General features: G+C 72.1%; 15 protein-coding genes and 4 pseudogenes. 5 read left to right on the top strand and 14 right to left on the bottom strand.

The features are described from left to right. Positions 1 to 5: 5 nt before the first annotated feature. The 6 genes and pseudogenes from ABZV31_RS13730 to ABZV31_RS13705 all read right to left on the bottom strand — a co-directional run bounded on the left by ABZV31_RS13730 (position 6) and on the right by ABZV31_RS13705 (position 7705). Positions 6 to 3881, bottom strand: a complete 3876-nt coding sequence (locus ABZV31_RS13730) for a lipopolysaccharide biosynthesis protein (RefSeq protein ID WP_355892403.1) — start codon at positions 3879 to 3881, stop codon at positions 6 to 8. Then, entirely contained in the window at positions 3874 to 4677 is an 804-nt protein-coding gene (locus ABZV31_RS13725) for a polysaccharide deacetylase family protein (RefSeq protein WP_355892400.1), read from the bottom strand. The genes ABZV31_RS13730 and ABZV31_RS13725 overlap by 8 nt, the downstream gene beginning before the upstream one ends. After that, positions 4674 to 5681, bottom strand: coding sequence for a glycosyltransferase family 2 protein (locus ABZV31_RS13720; protein WP_355892397.1), 1008 nt, complete (start codon positions 5679 to 5681; stop codon positions 4674 to 4676). Before ABZV31_RS13720 ends, ABZV31_RS13725 begins: the two co-directional genes overlap by 4 nt. Further along, complete coding sequence (locus ABZV31_RS13715; RefSeq protein WP_355892395.1) at positions 5678 to 6499, bottom strand: glycosyltransferase family 2 protein; 822 nt, start codon at positions 6497 to 6499, stop codon at positions 5678 to 5680. Before ABZV31_RS13715 ends, ABZV31_RS13720 begins: the two co-directional genes overlap by 4 nt. Before the next feature lie 393 nt (positions 6500 to 6892). Then, a pseudogene (locus ABZV31_RS13710) lies at positions 6893 to 7135 on the bottom strand (cellulose biosynthesis protein CelD); the annotation flags it as partial. 141 nt (positions 7136 to 7276) lie between these two features. Next, positions 7277 to 7705 (bottom strand): hypothetical protein, encoded by a 429-nt coding sequence (locus ABZV31_RS13705; protein WP_355892392.1) that lies wholly within the window; start codon positions 7703 to 7705, stop codon positions 7277 to 7279. Between the two features lie 375 nt (positions 7706 to 8080). Here ABZV31_RS13705 and ABZV31_RS13700 point away from each other — a divergent pair, with 375 nt between their 5' ends. After that, positions 8081 to 8887 (top strand): SGNH/GDSL hydrolase family protein, encoded by an 807-nt coding sequence (locus ABZV31_RS13700; protein ID WP_355892389.1) that lies wholly within the window; start codon positions 8081 to 8083, stop codon positions 8885 to 8887. Positions 8888 to 8890: 3 nt separating this feature from the next. On the opposite strand, the gene ABZV31_RS13695 is transcribed toward ABZV31_RS13700, so the two are convergent. The 4 genes from ABZV31_RS13695 to ABZV31_RS13680 form a co-directional block, all read right to left on the bottom strand. Continuing rightward, positions 8891 to 10486, bottom strand: coding sequence for a protein kinase (locus tag ABZV31_RS13695; RefSeq protein ID WP_355892386.1), 1596 nt, complete (start codon positions 10484 to 10486; stop codon positions 8891 to 8893). 72 nt (positions 10487 to 10558) lie between these two features. After that, a complete protein-coding gene (locus tag ABZV31_RS13690) occupies positions 10559 to 12169 on the bottom strand; it encodes a sulfite exporter TauE/SafE family protein (protein ID WP_355892383.1) in 1611 nt (536 codons plus the stop codon). Further along, a complete protein-coding gene (locus ABZV31_RS13685; RefSeq protein ID WP_355892380.1) occupies positions 12166 to 14052 on the bottom strand; it encodes a tetratricopeptide repeat protein in 1887 nt (628 codons plus the stop codon). The genes ABZV31_RS13690 and ABZV31_RS13685 overlap by 4 nt, the downstream gene beginning before the upstream one ends. 127 nt (positions 14053 to 14179) lie before the next feature. Then, complete coding sequence (locus ABZV31_RS13680) at positions 14180 to 15757, bottom strand: DUF4331 domain-containing protein (RefSeq protein ID WP_355892377.1); 1578 nt, start codon at positions 15755 to 15757, stop codon at positions 14180 to 14182. Positions 15758 to 15960: 203 nt separating this feature from the next. On the opposite strand from ABZV31_RS13680, the pseudogene ABZV31_RS13675 reads away from it, so the two are divergent. The 3 genes and pseudogenes from ABZV31_RS13675 to ABZV31_RS13665 all read left to right on the top strand — a co-directional run. Further along, a pseudogene (locus ABZV31_RS13675) lies at positions 15961 to 16506 on the top strand (sigma-70 family RNA polymerase sigma factor); the annotation flags it as partial. 91 nt (positions 16507 to 16597) lie between these two features. Further along, a complete protein-coding gene (locus ABZV31_RS13670) occupies positions 16598 to 17410 on the top strand; it encodes an anti-sigma factor (RefSeq protein WP_355892374.1) in 813 nt (270 codons plus the stop codon). A gap of 115 nt (positions 17411 to 17525) precedes the next feature. Continuing rightward, positions 17526 to 17792, top strand: coding sequence for a hypothetical protein (locus ABZV31_RS13665; RefSeq protein WP_355892371.1), 267 nt, complete (start codon positions 17526 to 17528; stop codon positions 17790 to 17792). A gap of 42 nt (positions 17793 to 17834) precedes the next feature. Here the strand turns inward: ABZV31_RS13665 and ABZV31_RS13660 are convergent, their stop codons facing one another. Together ABZV31_RS13660 and ABZV31_RS13655 are read right to left on the bottom strand one after the other, a co-directional pair. Beyond that, positions 17835 to 19031: a CaiB/BaiF CoA-transferase family protein gene (locus tag ABZV31_RS13660; protein ID WP_355892368.1), complete on the bottom strand. Its 1197-nt coding sequence runs from the start codon at positions 19029 to 19031 to the stop codon at positions 17835 to 17837. A gap of 44 nt (positions 19032 to 19075) precedes the next feature. After that, positions 19076 to 19402 (bottom strand): annotated as a pseudogene (locus ABZV31_RS13655) (ABC transporter permease); the annotation flags it as partial. A gap of 25 nt (positions 19403 to 19427) precedes the next feature. Between ABZV31_RS13655 and ABZV31_RS13650 the strand changes: the two are divergent. Continuing rightward, positions 19428 to 20103, top strand: a pseudogene (locus ABZV31_RS13650) (TetR/AcrR family transcriptional regulator); the annotation flags it as partial. 34 nt (positions 20104 to 20137) lie between these two features. Here ABZV31_RS13650 and ABZV31_RS13645 read toward each other — a convergent pair. Both ABZV31_RS13645 and ABZV31_RS13640 read right to left on the bottom strand, forming a co-directional pair. Continuing rightward, positions 20138 to 21313 (bottom strand): type ISP restriction/modification enzyme, encoded by a 1176-nt coding sequence (locus ABZV31_RS13645; protein ID WP_355892365.1) that lies wholly within the window; start codon positions 21311 to 21313, stop codon positions 20138 to 20140. Between the two features lie 33 nt (positions 21314 to 21346). Further along, complete coding sequence (locus ABZV31_RS13640) at positions 21347 to 22096, bottom strand: GntR family transcriptional regulator (protein ID WP_355892362.1); 750 nt, start codon at positions 22094 to 22096, stop codon at positions 21347 to 21349. Between the last annotated feature and the right edge of the window lie 3 nt (positions 22097 to 22099).

Raw genomic sequence — 22099 nt, 5'->3', positions numbered from 1 at the left:
GACGCTCAGCCGCGCCCCATCGTCAGGAACCGCTGCACCAGCGAGGCGAACAGCACCGCAAGCAGCGGCAGCGAGAACCAGAAGCTGCTCTGCAGCCACCGCAGTTGCCGCACGCTCGGCCGCATCGCGACCCGGACGACCTCCCGGGCCGTCAGCATCACGATCAGCGCAAGGGCAGCGAGGCCGCCGACCACCGACCACGGCGTCCACGTCACCTTCGGCCCGATCGGCCCCGGGTGCGGCTTCGGCACGGCGCCCGCGGGCTGCTTGCGCAGGGCGTACATGGTCACGTCGTCGTTGGCGAGGACCTTCTTCAGCTCCTGCCGGTTGTCGAGGTTCTGCACGAGCCGCGACGCCCAGGTGGCCGAATAGCCCACGTCCATCTGCAGGTACGTGACCTGACTCCTGTTGACCATCAGATACGAGTTCGGGCCCGCGTCCTTCAGCGCCTTCACCAGGCCCGACACCAGTACCGGGTCGGCCGGCGCCAACGTCGGCACATAGTTCACGCGCTCCATGTCCTTCGTGCCCCACGGCATCGCCGGCGTGACGTTGTCGACCGTGTCGTTGCTCAGCCAGAGCAGCCGTACGGTTGGCTTGTCGTGGGCGTACACGTAGTCCATGGCCGCGACCTCGCCCGGCCGGATCCGCTCGAAGGCCTCGTTGCCCCACCGGGCCACCAGGAAGCCGCCCATGAGCAGCAGACCCGCCATGAGGGCCGCGATCGGCGCCAGGCTCACCCGGTCCTTCTCGCGCTCCTCGGCGGTGACGCCGGCGCGCGGGAAGAGGGCGAGAGCGGCGAGCAGGCCCGCCCCCGGCAGGGCGAACATGAAGACGCGCAGCGCCATCTCGCCGCCGTAGGACTGCATGCCGAAGCCCAGGAACGGCACGAAGGTGAGCACCAGCAGCGACCGCTCGCGGTACTCGTGCTCGCGCCGCCGCCACCAGCCCCAGCAGGCGAAGGCCATGACACCGCCGGCCAGCAGCACGCGCGTGTACAGGACGAGCTTGTGCGTCGGGTCGCCGCCCTGGATGCGGCCGGAGACGGACGTCGACACATTGCTGCCGACGCCGCCGACCCCGCCGAAGAGGTCGTTGAAGTGCCCGGACCAGTACGGCTCGGCCATGAAGCCCAGCCAGAACGCCACCACCACCGCGAACAGAATGGGCAGGCCGCGCAGTTCGGACCGCCCGGTCAGGACCAGGGCCGCCAGCACGCCCAGCATCACGAACGGCGTCAGCTGGTGGGCCGGGACGCTGGCGGCGAACAGGCCGACCATCACCATCAGCAGCACGGCCCGCTGCCGCCGGTCGGTCGGCTCCACCTCCGCCTCGCCGGGCCGCGCCTTGGTCCAGATCACGCGCGGCGCCCGGAACCACACGAGCAGGATCGGCACGAAGACCAGGTAGAGCAGATACGTGAAGCCCTGCGGGGAGAAGTAGTCCTGGCCCACCCAGCCGCTGAGCACGAAGATCCACACACCGGTCCACTTGGCCCGCCAGCTCGCCCGCAGCGAGCGGGTCAGCAGGAACATCGGCGCCAGGTAGAGCAGTTGCATGGTCAGCGGCCACCAGCGGATGACCTCGGTGAAGTCCGTCAGGCCGCAGGCCCTGGCCACGAACGCGGCCACCGCGAAGAAGCCCGGCCAGCTCCAGCGCGCGTCCAGGTCCGGCACGGCCGACCCGGTGCGGTCGATGTAGTCGATGAACCCCAGGTGCTGCCAGGCCGTCGCGAACCGCGGCTCGGTCTCGATCAGCGCGGGCAACGCGTGCAGGGAGATCACGGTGGCGAGCACGGTGACCAGCAGCAGTGCCCTGTGCTCGCGGCCCAGCCACAGCAGCGAGGCGAACACCGTCACCAGCAGCGCCGCCCCGACCAGCGTCGGCAGCGGCAGGACCGAGATGAGGCCGAGCCCGCCCATCCCGTCCAGGTCGGACTCGCCGAGCCGCGACGCGGGCACCCAGTACAGCAGCAGCGCGGCGAGCAGCAGACAGCCGAGGACGACACCGGGCCGGGTGGGCACCAGGCGCTCCCGCCAGGACAGCGGGGGTGCGTCGGGCTGACGTACCTCCGGCTCCTCGCGAAGGGCCTCTTCCCCCGTGTCCTCCTCCGCCGCGGCCGGCGCCTCCGGTACGACGGCCCGCTCCTCGGCCCCGAACGGCGCGTCCACCTCCCTCTCGGCCGGCCCGAGGGAAGCCTCCGAGCCCGGCTCCCTCCCCCACTCTCGACTTCGCTCGAGCGGGGGGACCCCCGTCTCGACGGGCAGCCCCACGGCCTCCGGCCGCAGCGGCCGCAGCGCCCACGTCGGCCGGTGGTCGGGCCGCGCCACGGCCGAGCCCGCGGGCGGCGTGCCCGGACCGGGGCGCACGTCGGGCCGGCGTTCCTGGTGGTCGAAGTCGACGTGGATGCCCAGGGCGAGGGTGTCGGAGTCCAAGGCCCACGCGGGACGCCGGTGCGATGTGGTTCCGGCGGGGACCTCGCGCGCCCCCAGGTCGGCGAGGTCCCCGTCGGGTGCCGCGTCCTCGGGGACGCCGGCGGCGGGTGCGGCCTTGATCGTCCTGAACAGCTTGGGCGCGGCGATCGTGACGATCACGGCGAGGCTGGAGATCTCGGCGACGCCCGCGCCGGTCAGCCCCAGGCGCGGGAGCAGCAGCAGCGTCAGCCCCAGCACGAGGACGCACAGCAGGCCCTGCAGCCAGGCCAGCCCGGCGGTGCGGCTCTGCGCGCGCAGCACCGCGAAGTACGTCTCCATCACGACCCGCAGCAGCGCGCCGACCGCGAACCAGCGCAGCAGCGGGGTGGCCGCGTGCGCGTAGCCCTCGCCGAAGACGTGCAGGATGTACGGCGCACCGAGGAACAGCAGCCCGCAGATCGGCACCATGATCCGCGCCATCCGCTTGAGCGCCGCCCGGGTGTTGGCCGCCAGGCGGTCCGGGTCGTGCGAGCCCTCGACGGTCAGCGAGGCGCCCATGTTGATGGCGAGCAGGTTGACGGTGCCGCCGATGGTCGTCGTGATGTAGAAGTACGCGTTGTCCTCGGAGCTGACCTGCGAGGCGATGATCACCGGGACGAGGTAGACGACGGCGAGCGAGAACAGCGAGCCGGTGTAGTCGCCGGCCAGGAACCTCCCGATTTCCTTCAGTGTCGGAGGCCTGGCGTGGTCCTCCGTCGCCTTCACCTGCCGGGGCACCAGTCGCCGGAACACCAGCCAGCCGAGCGGGACGACCGAGGTGGCGATCGCGGCGACCCAGGAGACGAAGACACCGCTGGTGGGGATCGCCACGGCGAACGCGACGAGCAGGCCCAGCTTCACCGCGGAGAAGACGGTGTTGCCCACCGGCACCCAGGGCGCGCTGCGCAGCCCGGTCAGGACGCCGTCCTGGAGGGTGAGCAGGTTCCAGGCGACGATGGCCACGACGAAGCCGAGGCCGTTGAGGGGCCCGTGCAGGAAGCGGTACGACGGCCCCCACACGTCCAGCGTCAGCAGGAAGACCCCGGCGGCCAGCGCCACCACGACGGAACTGCCCGCGTACGTGCGGAAGATGAACCGCCCCGTGCTGCGTCCGGCGACGGGGATGAAGCGGGCCAGTGCGCCGGTCAGCGTCACCGCGGTCAGGCCCGCGAGGAACTTCATTGCGGCGATCGCGGCGGAGCCCTGGCCGACCGCGGACTCGGAGTAGTAGCGGGCCGCCGCCAGCCAGAAGCCGAGGCCCAGCACCGCGGAGATCCCGGTGTTGAGCATCAGGGCGTAGGCGTTGCGGAACAGCTGGTTGCCGCCGGGGGACCGGCCCCGTCCGGGCAGGCGCAGACGGCGTCCCGGCTGCTCGGGCGCCTCGGTCGCGGGCGCTTGGGTCGCGGTGGTGGTCGTCGTGTCAGACACGGGTACGGATGGCCTTCCGGCGGACCTGTCGTGCTCTGCGGACCATGGCGTACCCCTTGGTGAGGGCGCGGTCCCTGGCGAAGTTCCGGGCGATCGCACGCCCCTGGACCAGCCGCTCGAACTCCTGGACGGTCGTGCTGCGGCGCACGGTGAGCCGGTGCAGGGCGTACGGGCCCTGCCCGCGGCGCGCCAGGCCGTTGCCGACGGCGAGCGCCTGCGCGAAGCCCGCCTGACGCACCCGTTCGCGCACCCGGCGGCTGGAGTAGCCGTAGGGGTAGGCGAAGGAGGCCGGGACGGCGCCCAGTTCGTCGGCGATGATCTCCTTGCAGCGGGTCAGCTCCGACCACAGCGCGTCCTCGTCGAGCTGGTCGAGCTGCGGGTGTGTGTGGCTGTGCCCGCCGATCTCGACCCCGCCGGCCGCGAGCTCGCGCACCTGGTCCCAGTCGAGCATGGTGTCCAGGCCGCCGCCGGTGTCGTAGGCGCCCTGGATCCAGCCCGTCGAGACGAACAGCGTGGCCGGGAAGCCGTGCTGGGCGAGCACGGGCAGCGCGTGCCGGTGCACGCCCTCGTAGCCGTCGTCGAAGGTGATCAGGACGGGGTTCGGGGGCAGCGGCTCGAAGGACGACGTTCGCCAGTGGGCGGCCAGCCGGGCGGTGGTGACCGGCGTGAAGTCCAGTTCCTTCAGCACCGCCATCTGCTCCGCGAACGCCTCCGGAGCCACGGAAAGGCCGCGCGTGAGCTCGGCCGGCTCCCGGGCGACGGCGTGGTACATGAGCACCGGTACGGGTGCGCTCATACGGCTCTTCCCCCCTCGCCGTCCGCGATCTCCACGACGTGGAAGGCCGCGCCTCCCCCGCGCGCCCGGACGCTCCCGACGACATACCCGCCCGCGGCCGTGAGCACGCCGGCGACGATCGCCCCGGCGCGGCCCGCCCCGCCCGGACGGGCGAGGAGCGCGTCCCGCAGTCCGCGCGCCACCCCGGCGGGCAGCACGCGGCTGGTGTAGCGGCGCTCGGACTCCAGTCCCTTGCCGGCGCCGACGCTGCGGGCGACCAGTGCCTTGGACAGGCCTTCGGCGTATGCGCGGGTGCGGAAGTAGCGGAAGTGCTCGCGCGTCTCGGGCACCCGGTGGTGGATGACCGCGCGGTCGTCGATCAGCAGGATCGCGTCGGGCCGGGCGCGGGTGAGCCGGATGCACAGCTCCGTCTCCTCGCAGCCCAGCGGGCGCTTGTCGCCGTCGCGTCCGATGCCGGTGGCGAAGCCGCCCGCCGCGTCGAATGCCGTTCGACGGAACGAAGCGTTTCCTCCCAGGACGTTGCGCACCCGGACCCGGCCCGGCGGCAGTCCCCGGTAGGTGCAGCCCACCACCCAGTCGAACTCCTCCGGGAACCAGACGGGTCGGCGGCCCGACGCCCAGATCGGCATCGTGCGGCCACCGACGGCCATCACCCGGGGGTCCTCGTACCCCTCGGCGAAGCGGCGCAGCCAGTCCCGCTCGGCCACGGCGTCGTCGTCGAGGAAGGCGATGATCTCGCCGCGCGAGGCGGCGATGCCGGTGTTGCGGCCTGCGGACAGGCCACGGGGGCCCGCGTTGGCGAGCACCCGCACCTCGGTGGTCTCCTCGTATTCCTTGTACTCCTTGGCCAGCCGGTCCAGGAGCGCCTGGTTGTGGTCGACGACCAGCAGGGTCTCCAGGGCGGGCCGGGACTGTGCCCGCACCGAGGAGACCGCCGCGAGGATGTCCTCCCAGCGGTCCTCGGTGTAGACGCAGATCACGACGGAGATGTCGGGATCGCTCAAGACACCTCTCCCTGGAACGAGTCGAGCATCGGCGTGTGCTGCGCCTGCCGGCGCAGCACACGCCGGTTGGAGCGCTCCTTGAGGATCACCTTGAGGACCCGGAACCCGTCCCGCACGGCGCGCAGATTGCTGGTGCCGTGGATGCGGAGGTACTCGTGACTGGGTATCTCCTGCACCTTCAGCCCGGCCTTGACCACTCTGATGTTCATCAGGGTCTCGACCTCGAAGCCGGTGCAGTCCAGGTCGATCTTGTCGAGGCAGTGCCGCCAGAAAGCGTTGTACCCGTAGCACAGATCGGTGTAGCGGGCGCCGAACTTGCGGTTGACGACCGCGCACAGGGCCCGGTTGCCGAGCTTGCGGATGAAGGTCATGTCGTCGGTGCCGCCGCCGTTGGCGAAGCGGGAGCCCTTGGCGAAGTCCGCGCCCGAGACCAGGGCGGAGACGTACGACACGATCTCGTTGCCGTCGGCCGAGCCGTCCGCGTCGACCATCACGATGATGTCGCCGGTGCAGGCCTCGAAGCCGGTGATCAGGGCGTCCCCCTTGCCCCTGCCCCGCTGTTCGACGACCTTGACCTCGGGCCACAGCTCACGGGCCACTTCGACGGTGTCGTCGGTGGAATTGCCGTCCACAAGAACCACTTCGTGTATCCAGTCCGGAAGCGTCTTGAAGACGTAGGGGAGATTCTCCGCCTCATTCATGGCGGGAATCACCACACTCACCGGCGGCGCTATGGCCAGGTGAGAAGAGATCGGCCGGTATTGGGCGGCCATTAACGGACCTTGGCCTGAAGCCGGCGTGCGCAGAACGGAGCTCATGAGTCTTGTCCCTCTCGTCCGGTGGACCGCCCGCCCCTGGGCGGCCCGGCTCTTTGTCCGGTTCGAAAGGGGGGTTCTCACTCGGGGCACGGCGAAATGGATCTCCGTGCACGCCGGGTGAGCTGGCAAAGCTGGCCGGTTCACCGAAAAACGGCAGCCGGTCGCGCGGCACGGCTCGGTCACACATGTGGTCACCGAGCACGGCACCCCCCTACCGCGCCCCGCGCCGGAACGTCGCGGTCCTTGAGCCCTCCCCTAGAGCCGCGTACTGACGTACCGATGCGGGTGAGATGTACGACGGTATTGATGATTGAACCCGTATGGCAAGACCTGGAACGAGGCCTCACGTTTTTGTTGGTTTGGCCGTTACACAACTTTGTCCGACGTTGCTCATCACCTCGAACGGATTTTTCCCATCCGTTTGAGAATTCGGTCCGCCGGCTCGAACAGTTCCGGCCGCGACAGCACCATGTTGCGCCGGACCGGAGCGCGGCGCGCCCGGTGTCCGACCGCAACCGGATGACGGCATGTCACCCACCCTCAGAACACCAGGAGTTCGCGTGTCTTCAGGGAGTCCTTGTATTCCTTCCGGTCCCGGCCGAGATCGGGACGGGCGACACCGTCGGTGGCGGCCGATCTCCGGAACGGGAAGAACGCGGCCGGCCCGCCGTCCCTCGCGCACCACCGCGATCCGCACTCCGCGTCTGCTGCGGGCCACCGCAAGCGTGAACTCCGGGGCGAGGAAAGGGTTCGCCGGCTCCTCGGAGCATGTCCACGTCAGGAGCCCAGTCTTCTCGCCGAACGGCCGCGCAGCCGCCCTGCCAGTACCAGCAGGAGAACGACGGAGCTGAGCACGGTCACGGCCACGACGCCGCCGCGGACGGACCACCGGTGCACGGCCAGCATCCCCTGGGCCACCAGCATGTCGAGGACGACCGCGCCCGCCACCGAGGCGAGCAAACGGCCGAAGGGATCCAGCCCGCGCAGGGCGGCCGCGATGGCGGTGGCCGGCGCAGCTAGCAGGAAGAACAGCGTGAACGGGCCGCGCAGGGGGGAGGTGGAGTCGGTGAGCGCGAGGATCGCGCCGACCCCCCCGACGGCGGTCGCGGCGCCCGCGAGCAGTGGCGACCGGCCTCTCCTCCCCGGTCCTGGTCGCGCCCGCTCGGCGCCCTTGGATGAAGCTGTCTTGATACGTATGGCCTGCATGGGCGACTTTGCCCCCCGAAGCGCCGGATGCCGGGCTTCAATGTCGCGCAGCCGTGCGGGGGCCGTCAAGACGCGGAAGTCGGCTTCACCGCTTCTTGTCCGACTTTGAACATGCGGTCCCCGGAGCGTCGGTAGCCCCCGGGGAGCCGTCGCTCGCGGCTCGGGGCGGCCGTCACCGGGACGATCCTCGCCGTCACTCGGGCTCCTCCCGGGAGTTGACGTCCTGTCAAAGGGGCGTCCCGGGCGGGCAGCCGAACATGCGATGAACGCCCGCGGTTTCTGTTGAGAGCTGAAAAGTTTTGGCATGGACACTTCCCGTCAACACGCGTAGTTGGTACGACGGTTATGGCAGAGATCCTGCTAAAGGGAGGTTCCATGAGACGTTCCCGATTTGCCGCATACGTCAGCTCTCTCCTCCTGGCCGCCGGCGCCGCCCTCACCGGGGCCGCGTCGGCGCAGGCATCCCAACTGGCCGCAACCGGCGGCTACGTGGCCCTCGGCGACTCCTACTCCTCCGGGGTTGGGGCCGGCAGCTACATCAGCTCCAGCGGCGACTGCGACCGCAGCACGAACGCGTACCCCTACCTCTGGAACGCCGCCCACGCACCGTCCTCGTTCGCCTTCACCGCTTGCTCGGGCGCCCGAACGGATGATGTTCTGGCGAACCAGCTCGGCCCGCTCAGCTCCGCCACCGCCCTCGTCTCGATCAGCATCGGCGGCAACGACGCCGGATTCTCCGACGTCATGACGACCTGTGTGCTCCAGTCCGACAGCGACTGCATCTCCCGCATCAACACCGCGAGGGCGTACGTCGACTCGACGCTGCCCGGCAAGCTCGACAGCGTCTACTCGGCGATCCGCGCCAAGGCGCCCTCCGCCCACGTGGTCGTGCTCGGCTACCCCCGCTTCTACAAGCTCGGCACGTCCTGCGTCGGCCTCTCCGAGATCAAGCGCTCCGCGATCAACGGTGCGGCCGACCACCTGGACGCCGCCATCGCCAAGGCGGCCGCGAACCACGGTTTCACCTTCGGCGACGTCGGCAGCACGTTCACCGGCCACGAGATCTGCTCCGGCAGCTCCTGGCTGCACAGCGTCAACTGGCTCAACATCGGCGAGTCGTACCATCCCACCGCCGCCGGCCAGTCGGGCGGCTATCTGCCGGTGCTGACCAACGTGGCCTGACCGTCAGGGAGAGGCCGAAACCGTAGGCGAAGGGGAGGCCCCGCCCGTCGGGGTCTCCGTCACGCACGTCACCGAGAACGGCACCGCGTCCGACGTCGTGTGCACCGGGGCGCGCACCTCGACACTGATCGCGTTCTGGGACGTCCCGCTGTCCGAATACGTCGTGACAGCCACCGTGTCCTGCTTCGACGTCCCGCCGCCCGCCGGGAACGACAGTGTCTTCCAGCCGGGGTCGGAGACCTCACCGTTCTTCAGCACCCACCGGTAGTCGACCTCCGCGGGCAGCCGGCCCACCGTGAAGGTCGCCGTGAAGGCCGGCGCCTGCGCGCGCGGCGGCGGGCAGGTCCCGGAGTACGTCGTGTGCGCGCCGGCCAGCGTCACCGTCACGGACTGCCGCGGGGGCGTGCTGGAGTGGCTGCCGCTCGGCGAGGGGCTCGAACCGCCGCCCGTGTCGGTGCGGTTGTCACTCGCGGCCGGTGACGGCGTGTCGCCGCCCCGGCTGCTGCTGGTGCTCGCGCTCCCGTGTCCGCCGCTGTCGCGGTTCAGCAGCGCGTACGTCAGCCCGGCCAGCGCCAGCGCGAGGGCGGCCAGGCCGGCGATCAGCACGACGGCCGACCGGCGGTCGCGGCCCGGGCGGGGGTCCGTGGCGGCCGGGCCGGGAGCGGGCCGGGTGCGGGCCGTCGGGAGCGGCATCGGCGGGGTCGGCTGCTGCGGGTGAGCGGCGACCGTCGGCGCGTACGGGGACGCCACCACGGTGTCCGCTCGCGGCGTGCCGCCGGCCCCGATGAGCCGCAGGTCCTGCTCGGCCCGTTCGGCCGACAGCCGCTCGGCCGGGTCCTTGCGCAGCAGGCCCTCGAGGACCGGGGTGAGGGGGCCGGCCCGGCGCGGGGGTGGCAGCTCCTCGTCGACGATGGCGCGCAGGGTGCTGAGCGGGGTGTCCTGCCGGAACGGGGAGTTGCCCTCGACGGCCGCGTACAGCAGCACGCCGAGCGACCACAGGTCCGACTCCGGCCCCGGCGTGCGGCCCAGCGCCCGCTCCGGGGCGAGGAACTCGGGAGAGCCGATGACCTCGCCGGTCATGGTCAGCGCGGAGCTGCCCTCGACCATCGCGATGCCAAAGTCGGTGAGCACCACCCGACCGTCGTTCGACAGCAGCACGTTGGCCGGCTTCACATCGCGGTGCAGCACCCCGGCGGCGTGCGCGGCGCGCAGCGCGGCCAGCACCTCGGCGCCGATGTGCGCGGCGCGCTGCGGGGTGAGCGGCCCCTCGGCGTCCAGCAGGTCGGCCAGCGACAGGCCGCGCACCAGCTCCATGACGATCCAGGGGCGGCCACCGTCCGTGGCCACGTCGTACACCGTCACCACGTTGCGGTTGGTGACCCGGGCCGCGGCCCACGCCTCGCGTTCCAGCCGGGCGTACATCCGCTCGACCTCGGGGACCGGCAGGCCGGCCGGGGCGCGCACCTCCTTCACAGCGACCTCGCGGTGCAGCACCTCGTCGCGGGCGCGCCACACGGTCCCCATGCCGCCCTCGCCGAGGGGGGACAGGAGACGGTAGCGGCCCGCGATCACACGTTCACGGCCCGGTTCCTCGGACACCCGCGCCCCCCATTCGCATCCGGGCGAATTCTCCACACGGCGTGACACCGCGTGATTTCTCCCCAAAGTAGCTCAGCCCAGTGCGGATGCCGCCCCCTTGAGCATCAATCCGGCACCCAGCGCCACGACGACGAAGGCCGAGCCGAGAGGTGCGGTCCTGCGCAGCAGGGCCGCCATCGGGCCCGCGGTCCAGCGGGGGCGTTTGTCCAGCACGCGGGTCATGCCGCTGCCGAGCTTGACGACGGCGAACCCGGCGGCGGTGAGCGTCAGGGCGAGTCCCAGGCCGTAGGCGACGACGAGCAGCAGCCCGAACCAGGCCTGGCCCAGCGCGGCGGCGCCCACCAGCACGACCACGGCCGAGGGGCTGGGCACGAGCCCGCCGGCGAAGCCGAGGAGGAGGGTGCCGCGGAGGGTGGGAGCGGTGGAGTGGGTGTGGGTGAAGCCGCCGTGGGTGTGCTCGACGGCGTGGGGGTGACCGTGGTTGTGAGGGTGATCGTGGCTGTGGCTGCGGTCGTTGTGGTCGTGGTCGTGGTCGTGGTCGTGGTCGTGGTCGTGGTCGTGGTCGTGGTCGCGCTCGCGCTCGTGGTCGTGCTCGTGGCTGTGGCTGTGGCTGTGGCTGTGGCCGTGCCCGTGGTCGTGGCCGTGCCCCCGGTTGCGCCAGGCCCGGCGTACGAGGTTGGCGCCCGCCACCGTCACCAGGATGCCGCTCGCGATGCCCAGCCAGGCGATCACCGAGGGGGTGGCCGCGGAGCCGGCGGTGACCAGGAGGCCGAGGGCGACCACGCCGAGGGTGTGGGTGACGGTCACCGAGGCGGCCAGTGGCAGCACGTCCTTCAGGCGGGCCCGGCCGCCGCGCGCCGCCGCCGTCGCCGCCATCAGGGTCTTGCCGTGGCCCGGGGCGAGCGCGTGCATGGCACCGAGGCCGACCGCGATGACCAGGGCGAGGGCGGCGAAGCCGAGGGTGAGGTCGTGGCGGGCGACCAGGTTGTCCAGGGCGCGCGTCCAGCGGTCGGCGCCGCGGGGGAGTACGGAGGCGGCGGGCGCGTCGCGGTGGTCGTCGACGAGGGCGGGGCCGCCGGGGCGCACGCGCAGGGACGCGGAGGAGGTGTCGGCCGGGGAGGACAGCAGCTCCTTGGGGTAGCTGCTGAGTTCGTGGGAGACGGACGCCTTCGGCACGTTGGCGGCGGTGAGGGTCGTCCGGTCGCCGCGTGCGGTGATCTCCCGCCAGCCGGGCCCGGAGGACGCGCCCGCGCTGTGGAAGCCGAGGGTGACCGCGTCGCCCTTCGGCAGCGGAGCCGTCAGCCGGCACTCCACCCGGAGGGTGTCGAGGCCCGCCTGACCGGGTCGCACGCGCGTGTGGCTGCTGCCGATGGTGAGGGCGACCGCATGTCCGTCGACGGTGACCTGGCTGCTCCGCGCGGCCTTGTCGCACCGCTGCCGGGCCCACTCGGTCATGCCCAGCCGCTCGATGTCCGGCTTGGCCTGGGTCGCCGGGATCTCGGCGAGGTCCTCGACGTGGTCGACGCGCAGTGCGCCGGGGGCGGCGACGAGGCCGTCGTAGCGGTTGACGGTGAAGTTCCCGAGGGGGTGCGCGCTCGCGGCGCCGGAGGGGACGAGCAGGAGCGCGCCGACGCCGGCGAGGAGGACCGCGCACCGGGCGAACACGCGACGAGGGGACTTCACTTGGCCGCCTCCAGAGCCTTCAGCGCGGTACGGGCCTCACGGGCGCCCAGAGGGGAGAAGCCGGGGTTCAGCTTCAGGGCGGCGGTCAGGTGGGTGCGGGCGTCGTCGATGCGGCCCGTGGCGCGTTCGATCATGCCGCGGTGGTAGAGGAACGCGGCGTTGCGGTAGCCGGTGGCCGTGGCCCGGCGGGCGTAGGGGAGGGCCTCCGGGTCGAGGCCGTTGACGTGCAGGGCCCAGGCGAGGGCGTCCGCGGTGTGCACGGTGTGGCGGCGGGCCCATTCGGCGCGGGCCGCGCGCAGAGCCGACCCGGCGTTGCCGTGGTCGGCGGCGGCGAGCGCGGTGTCGAGGTCGGCGTTGACGCCGTTGGCGCGGGCGAGGGCGATCCAGGCGTCGACGAGGGCGTACTGGTCGCCGGCCCTGGCCTTGTCGCCGTCGGCGCCGCGGGCCTCGTACAGCTCGCCGAGCACGACGAGCGGGCCGGGCAGCGGACAGCGGGAGACGACCTCCTCCATTCCCTTGATCGCGCCCGCCCGGTCGCCGCTCGCGGCCTGGGCGCGGGCGCGGCCCTCCAGGGCGGGGAGGTAGTTCTCGTCGGCGGCGAGCGCACGGGCGTAGTCGGTGAGGGCCGTTTTGTAGTCGCCCTGGTTCCAGGCGAGTTGGCCGAGCTGGGCGGCGATGTAGGCGATGTCGCCGGGGGAGGTGGCGGTGGCGAGGGCGTGTGCGAGGACGCGGCGGGCGGTGGTGACGTCGCCGCGCAGTTCGTGGACGTAGGCGTACCGCGTGAAGACCGGAACCCCGGGGCGCCTGGCGTCGGCGGTGTCGGCGGCCTTCGACGCCTCGTCGTACCGGCCGAGTTCGACCAGGGCGTCGATACGGGAGGACAGGGCGCGTTCGCTGTAGGGGTTCTGCTTCAGGGCCTTGTCCGCGTAGGTCAACGCGCCGTGGAAGTCGTGCCGGGCGGCGGCGAGGGCGGCGCGCCCGGCGAGGGCCTGGTCGTTGTCGGGCGCAAGCTCGAGGGACCGCGCCAGCGCCTTCTCGGCCTGCGGATACCGCGACGGGTCCCCCTTGGTCCGGGCCTGCTCGACGTAGGCGAGCCCGAGCGTCGCCCACCCGCCGTAGTCCTTGGGCTGTCCTTGCAGATGCGCCTGCAGGGAGGCGATACTGGCGTCGAGATTCCCACTGGCCGACAACTCCGGCGACACGGCGCTGGACGCGGCAGCCGCCGAGGCCTTTCCGCCGTCCCGGGCCGCCCCGACGGCGATGGCCCCGGCGGTGAGCGCGACGGCCAACAGGACGGCGGACCCGGCGAGCTGCCACGCCCGCCACCGCCGCCCTGCCGCACCGACGCGTCGAACGGCAGCGACCCGCTGCTCGACGGTGGCCGCACCGGCGGGCTGGGCGGCGGCACGCTGTGCCTCGGCTTCCTCGCCGACAACTGATGGCTCCGCCCCGCCGGACTCGGGGTCAGCCTCGCCGGACTCGGGGTCAGCCTCGCCGGACTCGGGGTCCGCCCCGCCGGACTCGGGCTCCGCCTCGCCGGACTCGGGGTCAGCCTCGCCGGACTCGGGGTCCGCCCCGCCGGCCGTCGCTGTCGCCGTCGGCCTCTCGCTGCCCGACTCCGGCCCCGGGCCCGCGCCGAGCGCGCCGTCCGACGTGGCGGTCGCTGCTGTCGCCGTCGGCCTGTCACCGTCCGGCTGCGCGCTGCGAGGCCCTGCGTGCGGCTCTGTGCCGAGTGCGCCGTCCCGCGTGGAACTCGGCGTCCTGCCGTGCTCGCCGTTCTGCGGTCCGGGCGCCGGGACTGTGCCGCTCTCGCGCTCCGGCGTCGCGGCGGGCTTCTCGCTGTGCCCGTTCTCCGGTGCGCAGTCGTTCTTCCGCGGGGACATGCCCTCTCCTCGCTCGCCTGGGGTCGTTCAACCTGCTGGCCCGGTAAGGCCGTTGTCGCGTGGGCGGCGCGGCCCGCGCCGTGGGGGATGGGTGAGCGCGGGCCGCGCCAGTCGGTGGGGGCGGGGGTCAGTACGGGCGCTGCATGCGGCGGCGCCACCACGCCAGGCCCGTGCCGATCAGCAGGATTCCGGCCGCGCCCGAGGCCGCCGAGCCGGCGATCAGGACGGTGTTGTCGGAGGAGCCGGAGGACGCGCCCGCCGGTCGCAGGGCGTCACCCAGCTGGCTGCGTACGTCGGTGCCGCTGGACGTGCCCTTGGCGAGCTGTCCGCGCGAACCGGACGTCGGCTCGGCCACGTACGGGAAGTAGTTCTCGAACTTCTTGTCGTTCTTGTCGACCGCGTCGCCCAGGTCGTTCTTGGCGCCGACCAGTTCGCCCTCGACCACCTGGAGTGCCTCGTCGATCACGTCGTCGGTCAGCCGGCGGCCGTTCGGGAAGCCCGCGTTGTCGCCGTCGAGGACACCCAGCCGCTTCGGGTGGGCGGTCGGCTTGATCGAGGTGTTCAGGCGCAGCTCCTCCGACGGGCGCACGTTCGGCGGCTGGTTGAGCCCCTTCACGCCCTTCAGGAAGACGTCGACCAGGTCGTTGCGCGGCTCGGCGGGCGCCTTGATCTTGTAGATCTGCTCGATCAGCTTGGGCAGTTCGGGGTTGGTGACGTTCTTCAGGAACTGTGCGTCGTCCCACGGCGAGGACGCGTTGAACTTGTCCTTGTCCTTCTGCGGGTTGACGACCTCGTTGACCAGCGGGTTGCCCAGGCGCGAGACCTGCGTCCAGCCGCCGTGCGCGTTCTTGCGCTGCGTGGTCGACCAGATGCCGACGACCGGCTGGTTCGCCGACTCGCGGATCAGGTCGTTCGGCACCTGCAGGGCGATCGTGTTGACGTTGTAGCCCTTGAGCGTGTCCCGGCCGACCTCGGAGAGGTTGCCCCCGTACAGCAGGTCGAAGACGCGCAGGTCGAGGAAGAAGGGGTCGTCGGCCTGCCCGGCGAAGGTCGCCGCGCCGCTGGCCGTCTTGTAGATGGCCTGCTTGCGCAGCTTGCCGTAGTCCGGCATCGACGCCTTGCCGACGTTCGACGGCGCCACCGGCACGCTGTCCGCGAGGCGCGTCTTGGAGACCAGCTTCTGGTGGTGCAGCTTGATCAGGTCGATGTCGTACGTCTGCGTGATGTTCAGGTCGGGGTCGTTCAGGCTGTCGACCGGGCCCGTGTTGTAGAGGAACGTGTTGCCGTTCTTCCGGTGTGTCCTGAACGTGTAGCGGAAGATCAGTTCGCTCTGTGCGTCACCGTTGTTGTCGACGTGCAGGTCGTACTGGGCGTCGTCGGCGAACGTGTAGAAATTGGGTCCGCCGGCCGGCTCCTCGAACGGGATCCAGTTCGCCACGATCGTCGTGGTGTCGGGCTTGTCCGGGCTGACGAACGCGTACACGTCCGTGTTGTCGTACTGCGGGGTTCCCGAGATGAGCGGGGCCTCACGGTGGCTGGAGGCGGAGGCCGCCCCCGGTTCCAGCGTGGCCACCCCGGCGGCCGCGAGCCCCCCGGCGGCCAGCGCCCCACAGATGAGGGTGGCGAGGCTTCTGCGTCCCTCCCCCAGGGCTGAACGCCTGGGGGCACCCCCATCACTCCCGGAGAGACTGGAGAAAGGTGTCATGCCGATCCGTCCTCAGTGCCAACTTGCCTGTCGCTGGGGGATTCGGAGACCCTGCGGGGGCGGATTGGTCGGCGGCGGAAAATCTTTTCTCCCTGCTCGACCCGCGTTTTCGGCCCGCTGATCCGTAACCCCATCCGGAGGCGCGCGCTGCGAACGCCTCGTGTGACGGAACGGGCCCTCAGCGGCCGGCAGAGAGGGGGAGACGAGTGGAGGCGGAGGAACTTCTGGTGCTCGTGGCAGGGGGCGATCAGAAGGCATTCGAGGAGCTCTACGGGCTGGTGTCCGGGCCGGTGTACGGGCTGGTGCGGCGCGTGGTGCGCGACCCGGCACAGTCCGAGGAGGTGGCCCAGGAGGTGCTGCTCGAACTCTGGCGGTCCGCCGCGCGGTTCGACCCCGGACGCGGCAGCGCCCTGTCCTGGGTCCTCACCCTCGCCCACCGCCGCGCGGTAGACCGGGTGCGCAGCGCCCGCGCCGCCGGCGAACGCGAGCAGCGCGAGGCGCTGCGCGCCTCCTCGCCCGCCTTCGACCACGTTGCCGAGGAGGTCGAGGCCGGACTGGAGCGCGAATGGGTACGGCGCTGCCTGGACCGCCTCACCGCACTCCAGCGGCAGTCCGTCACCCTCGCCTACTACGACGGCTACACGTACCGCGAAGTGGCCGAGCGGCTGTCCCTGCCGCTGGGCACGGTCAAGACGCGGATGCGCGACGGACTCACCCGGCTGCGCGAGTGCCTGGGAGGTGTCGCATGAACGCCCCGGACCGCCTGCGCCCCGTGCACGGAGCCCGTCTGCGTCCGGCGTACCGGGACCGCCTGCGCCCCGTGCACCGAGGAGGTGCGGCATGAGCCTTCTCGACCGCCTGTTCCGCCGCGAGGACCTGCACTCCCTCGCCGCCCCCTACGCCCTGGACGCCCTCGAACCCGCCGAGCGGGTCCGCTTCGAGAAACACCTGAAGAACTGCGACAGCTGTGCCGCCGAGGTGCGCGCCCTGTCCGAGGACGCGGTGCGCCTGGCCTGGTCCGCGGCCGCGCCGGCGCCGGCCGCGCTGCGCGACCGGGTCCTGGCCGCCGTCCGCACGACTCCGCAGGATCCCGCCCCGGTCCGCGAGCACACTCCCCAACTGCCCCCGCACGTCTGGGGCACCCAGCCGCCGCCCGCGCGCACCCGTGCGCCCCGGACGGGCCCCTTGTTCGTCCCGTTCGCCACCGCGACCGCCGCCGCGGCCCTCGTCGTCGCCGCGCTCTTCGCCGTCCAGGCCAACCGGACGCAGGACCAACTGGACGCCCAGCGGGACCGGGCACGTGAGATCGCCCACGTTCTCTCGGCCTCCGACGCACGGGCCACCACCAGCCGGGACGCGCAGGGCCGCAGTATCGGAGTGATCGCTTCCGCCTCCGAGGGGCAGGCCGTCATCACCCTGAGCGGATACGGTGCCCCGCCGAGTGGGAGGGTGCGCCAGCTGTGGCTCATGCGCCCCGGCGCGCAACCGCGCTCCCTCGGACTCTTCGAGGGCGACACACCCCTGGTCGCGTCCGGCCTCACCAAGTCCGCCACGTCACTCGCCGTGACCGTCGAACCCGACGGGGGGTCAGCTCAGCCCACCAGCCAGCCCATTGGGCAACTCGCCCTGAAATCGGTCGGATTCGGAGAGTAATCGTCAACACCCTTACGAGGAAGGTGAATCCTGTCAGAGCGATACACGAGTGCCCCAAGGGGGCGATAGGGTTACTCTGCCCGGGCCGGGTGGACTCGTACGGGTGGGGAGTGACATGGAGCAGATAACAGTGCGCAGCAGGGCGAGGGTCCCTGCGATCACGTGCGGTAGCAGCGCGACCAGCTCGCGTCTCGACCGCCATCTCTCGGTGCTGGCGGGTCCTGCCGTCCCGCAGCGCGAGACGGCCGAGGCGACCTCGCTGATGCGTGAGCTGACCGCGCGGGACGCGCACGACCGCACGGGCAGGAGCGCGCGGATGAGCCGGGTGTCGCTGTTCGCACCGCTGCGCCGGCTGCGCCGCTCGCTGTTCGGCGGGCGCTGAGCGTCACCGGCGTCCCTCGAGGCCGACTTCCAGGGCCCGCGCTCAGGCCACCACACCGTCCCGGCGCAACGCTGCGATCTCGTCGTCCGTCATCCCCACGGCACGCAGCAGCGCCTCGGTGTGCTGTCCGAGCGCGGGTACGTCCCCCATACGCGGCTGAGCCCCGCCCGGCAGCGTGATCGGCGGCAGAAGCGCCCGCAGCGGCCCGGCCGGCGTCCCCACCTCCCGCCACCGCTCCCGGGCCGCCAGCTGCGGATGCTCCGCCAACTCGTGCAGGTCCCGCAGCCGGGCGCACGCGATCCCCGCGCCCTCCAGCCGCGCCAGCGCCTCCTCGGTGTCCAGCGCCCCCAGCGCCTTGGCGACCAGTTCGTCGGTTCGCTCCCGGTTCGCGACCCGTGCCGCATTCGTCGCGTACGCCGGGTCCGTCCCCAACTCGGGCCGCTCCAGTACCTGTTCGGCGAGCCGTCGCCACTCCCGGTCGTTCTGCACCGACAGCAGCACTCGTCCGCCGTCCGCCGTGGCATAGGCGTCGTAGGGCGCGATGACGGCGTGCGCGAGCCCCGTGCGCGCCGGGGGAGTTCCGCCGTGCATCGCATGGTGCAGCGTGTGCCCCATCCACTCCGCGAGCGCCTCCAGCATGGACACCTCGACCGGCCCGCCGCGCCCGGTCGTGCCGCGCCGCACCAGCGCCGCCAGCACGCCCGAGAAGGCGTACATGGCCGCCGCGATGTCGGCGGCCGGGATTCCCGCCTTCACCGGCTGCTCGGGCGTCCCCGTCACCGACACCAGCCCCGCCTCGCACTGGACGAGCATGTCGTACGCCCGCTTGTCCGCGTACGGACCGAAGGATCCGTACCCCGAGATGTCGACGGCGATCAGTCGCGGGTGCGCGGCGCACAGCGTGGCCGCGTCCAGCCCGAGCCGGGCCGCGGCGCCCTGGGCGAGGTTCTGCACGAACACGTCCGCGTCCGCGACCAGCCGCCGTACGACCGCAAGGCCGCGCGGGTCCTTCAGGTCCAGCGCGATGGACTCCTTGCCGCGGTTGCACCACACGAAGTGCGAGGCGAGCCCGCCGGCGGCGGTGTCGTAGCCGCGCGCGAAGTCGCCGCCGTCGACCCGCTCGACCTTGATGACCCGGGCGCCGAGGTCGGCGAGCTGCCGGGTCGCGAAGGGGGCCGAGACGGCCTGTTCGACGGCGACGACGGTGATGCCCGCAAGGGGCAGGGGGAGCTGATCCATGCGTTGGATCATGTCCCGTGAGCGGCGGTTTTGTCAGCAGCCGGTCACCGCTCGCCGCGCGCGTACCGGCGGACGGCGAGCGGCGCGAACACCCCGATCAGCGCGGCGCACCAGGCCAGCGACCCGGCTACGGGGTGGGCCACCGGCCAGGCGGCGCCCTCGGGGACGGGGGCGTTGCCGAACAGGTCCCGCAGGGCCGTGGTCACCGCGCTGATCGGGTTCCACTCGGCGAGCGTGCGCAGCCACCCCGCCAGGTTGCCGGTGGGAATGTAGGCGTTGGACAGCAGGGGCAGCACGAAGGTCGAGGCACCGAGCTGCCCGGCGGCGTCCTTGCTGCGGGTGAGCAGCCCCAGGAAGATCCCGATCCACGTGCACGCGAGGGCGAGGTGATGATCAATGGCTGGCCGAGCGGCCGTACCCGAAGTGATCTGGGCCCGTCCCGAGCGGACGGGGCGGGGGCCGAAGCCGGCGTACAGCCGCGCCGACATCGCGGCGGCCGCGGTGCGGATCGCCGACGCCGACGGCCTGGACGCGGTGTCGATGCGGCGCGTCGCCGCCGAGCTGGGCTGCGGAACGATGTCGCTGTACAACTACGTCCCCCGCAAGGAGGACCTGTACGGGTTGATGTGGACGCCGTCAGCGGAGAGCACGAGCTGTGGGAGCCGTCGGGCGACTGGCGCGCTGACATGCTCCGGGTCGCCCACCAGACCCGCACGCTGATGCACCGCCACCCGTGGCTGCCGCGCCTGATGTCCCCGGTGTACGGCTTCAGCCCCAACGCCCTGCGGTACCTGGAGCACTGCCTGGCCTGTCTGGACCCGATCGACGCGCCCTACGGCACCAAGATGCAGCTCATCGGGCTGCTCAACGGCGTCGTGACGGTGTACGTGGCGAACGAGCTGCCACGGCCGAGCGCACCCGCTCCCTGCCCTGGTCGGAGAAACAGGAGAACGCGGTCCGCCTCGCCTACCTGGGCAGCCAGATCGCGAGCGGCGCCTATCCGCGGATGGCGGCGGCCTTCGCGGAGGACCCGGGGCCGATCGATCTGGACGCCGTGTTCGAGATGGCGCTGGGAAGGTCCTCGACGCCTTCGATCCCGACAGGTCCTAGAGCAGGGCGAACTGCCCTTCCGGGCCCTCCTCGTGGTGGTCCAGCACCGATGCCGGTCTGCGGGCCGCGTCCGGCACGGGAAGCGCGCCCGCCTTGTGCAGCTCGGCCGCGGTGATCGTGGGGGACACGGGCAACTCGGCCCGCCGTGGACGCAGTTCCGCGAGAAGGGCCAGGACCGTGATCAGCTCCAGCAGCTCCGACGTCCACGCCTGCGGCCAGGTCGCCGGGCGGATCGCCGTCAGGCTGCCCGGGGTGCCCTGCGCGGTCCGGGCCGTGAACCACTGCTCCAGGACGCGGACCCCGCCGACCTCGAAGTCCCAGGCCTCGGGCGGCACCGGGGAGATGCGGCCCTCGTCGAGGTGGAGGGTCTCCTCGTCGCGGTCGTAGCGGAGGGCCTGCGGGCGGGACGGCAGCGGGGCGCGGACGTAGGGGCGGCGGCCGCCGGGGAGCTTGGGGCGCTCGCCGTCGCGGCGCATCAGCCAAAGCATGCGGCGGCCCAACTCGACACCCTCGGCCCACAGTTCGGCGTTTTCGGTGAGCGGAACGGTGAGTCCGTCGGGGCCGGGGCGTACCGTCGCCAGCATCCAGGCGAGGACATCCACCGGGGCGGGGGAGTGGCCGAGGCGGGAGGCCAGGTGCTTCAGCAGGCCCGGCGCCAGGTTCGGTTCCTGGCCTCCCGGGCGGCGGTAGAGGGGGCGGATGCGGCCCGGGCGGAGGACGGGCAGGAGGGACATCGCCAGCAGGAGCGGGCCCGTGGAGTCGGGCGCGGCGGCCGTCTCGACCGCGAAGATCTGGTGGGTGTCCGCCACCCGCCACAGCTCGGGGCGGGCCGCGTCGATCAGGCGGTGGTCGGGGATCAGCCACTGCTCGTCGAAGGGGGCGTGCAGCACGCGCACCGGTTCCGGGCAGGGACCGAAGGCACGCACCAGCTTCTCGGTGCCGCTGGACTGGCCCGGCAGCTGTCCCACCGCCGAGTGCAGCGTGCGCGAGCGCGTCGGCTCGAACAGGGCCTCCCGGTCGGGGCCGTCGGCCTTCACCAGGGCGTCCCAGCGGGCCTTCAGGGAGGCCGCGTCGGGGGCCGTCGGCCACCCCCGGCCGAGCCGCGGCGGTGCGACGGACCACGGCATGAGATCCGCCAGCAGCGGAGCGTCGTCGTGCGTCACGCGGGGCATCGTACGACGGGGTACCGACACCCCGGGCCGGGGTCAGGTGGCATCGAGCGTGACGGTGAAGGAGAAGCGGTCCCCGCGGTAGTGGATGACCGCCACGTCCAACGGCCGTCCCTCCGCGTCATAGGTGACCCCCGTGTAGTGCAGGATCGGGCTGAGCAAGGGCACTTCGAGCAGCCGCGCCGTCTCCGGGTCGGCCAGCCGCGCTTCCACCGTGTCCGTGATGCGGCTGATGCCGGCCCCCACGACGTCCCGCAGCACCTTGGTCATCGGCCACCGCACCAGGTCGTCCAGCGCGATGCGCCCGGCCAGCTCCGGACGGATGTAGTTGCGGGCGTGGTTGGTGGGCTCGCCGGTCTTCTCGTCGCTGCGCAGCCGGTGGTACGTCGCCACCTCGCCGAGATCCGGGAAGTACTCGGCGAGTTCGGCGGGCACGGGCGCCCGGCCGTGTTCCAGCAGCTCGGTCGTCATGCCGGACTGCTGGGCCACGATGGCGTCCACCGAGCCCAGCAGCCGTACCGGGGTGCCCCGTCGCGCAGCGGGCTCGATGAACGTGCCGCGCCGCCGGTGGCGCGTGATCAGCCCCTCGTCCTCCAGCTCCTTCAGTGCCTGCCGCATGGTCAGCACACTCACGCCGTAGTGCCCCGCCAGTTGCTCCTCGGTCGGCAGGCGCAGTGGGTCCCGGGGCGAGCGGCCGAGGATCGAGGCGCGCAGCGACTGCGATACCTGGTACCAGAGCGGCAGCTTGCGGTTCAGGACAATCGAATCCGGGGCGAAGGAGGTCACGGG

The sequence above is a fragment of the Streptomyces sp. NPDC005202 genome (assembly GCF_040608235.1).
Taxonomy (GTDB): Bacteria; Actinomycetota; Actinomycetes; order Streptomycetales; family Streptomycetaceae; genus Streptomyces.
This window is presented reverse-complemented; position numbering and strand designations above follow the sequence as displayed.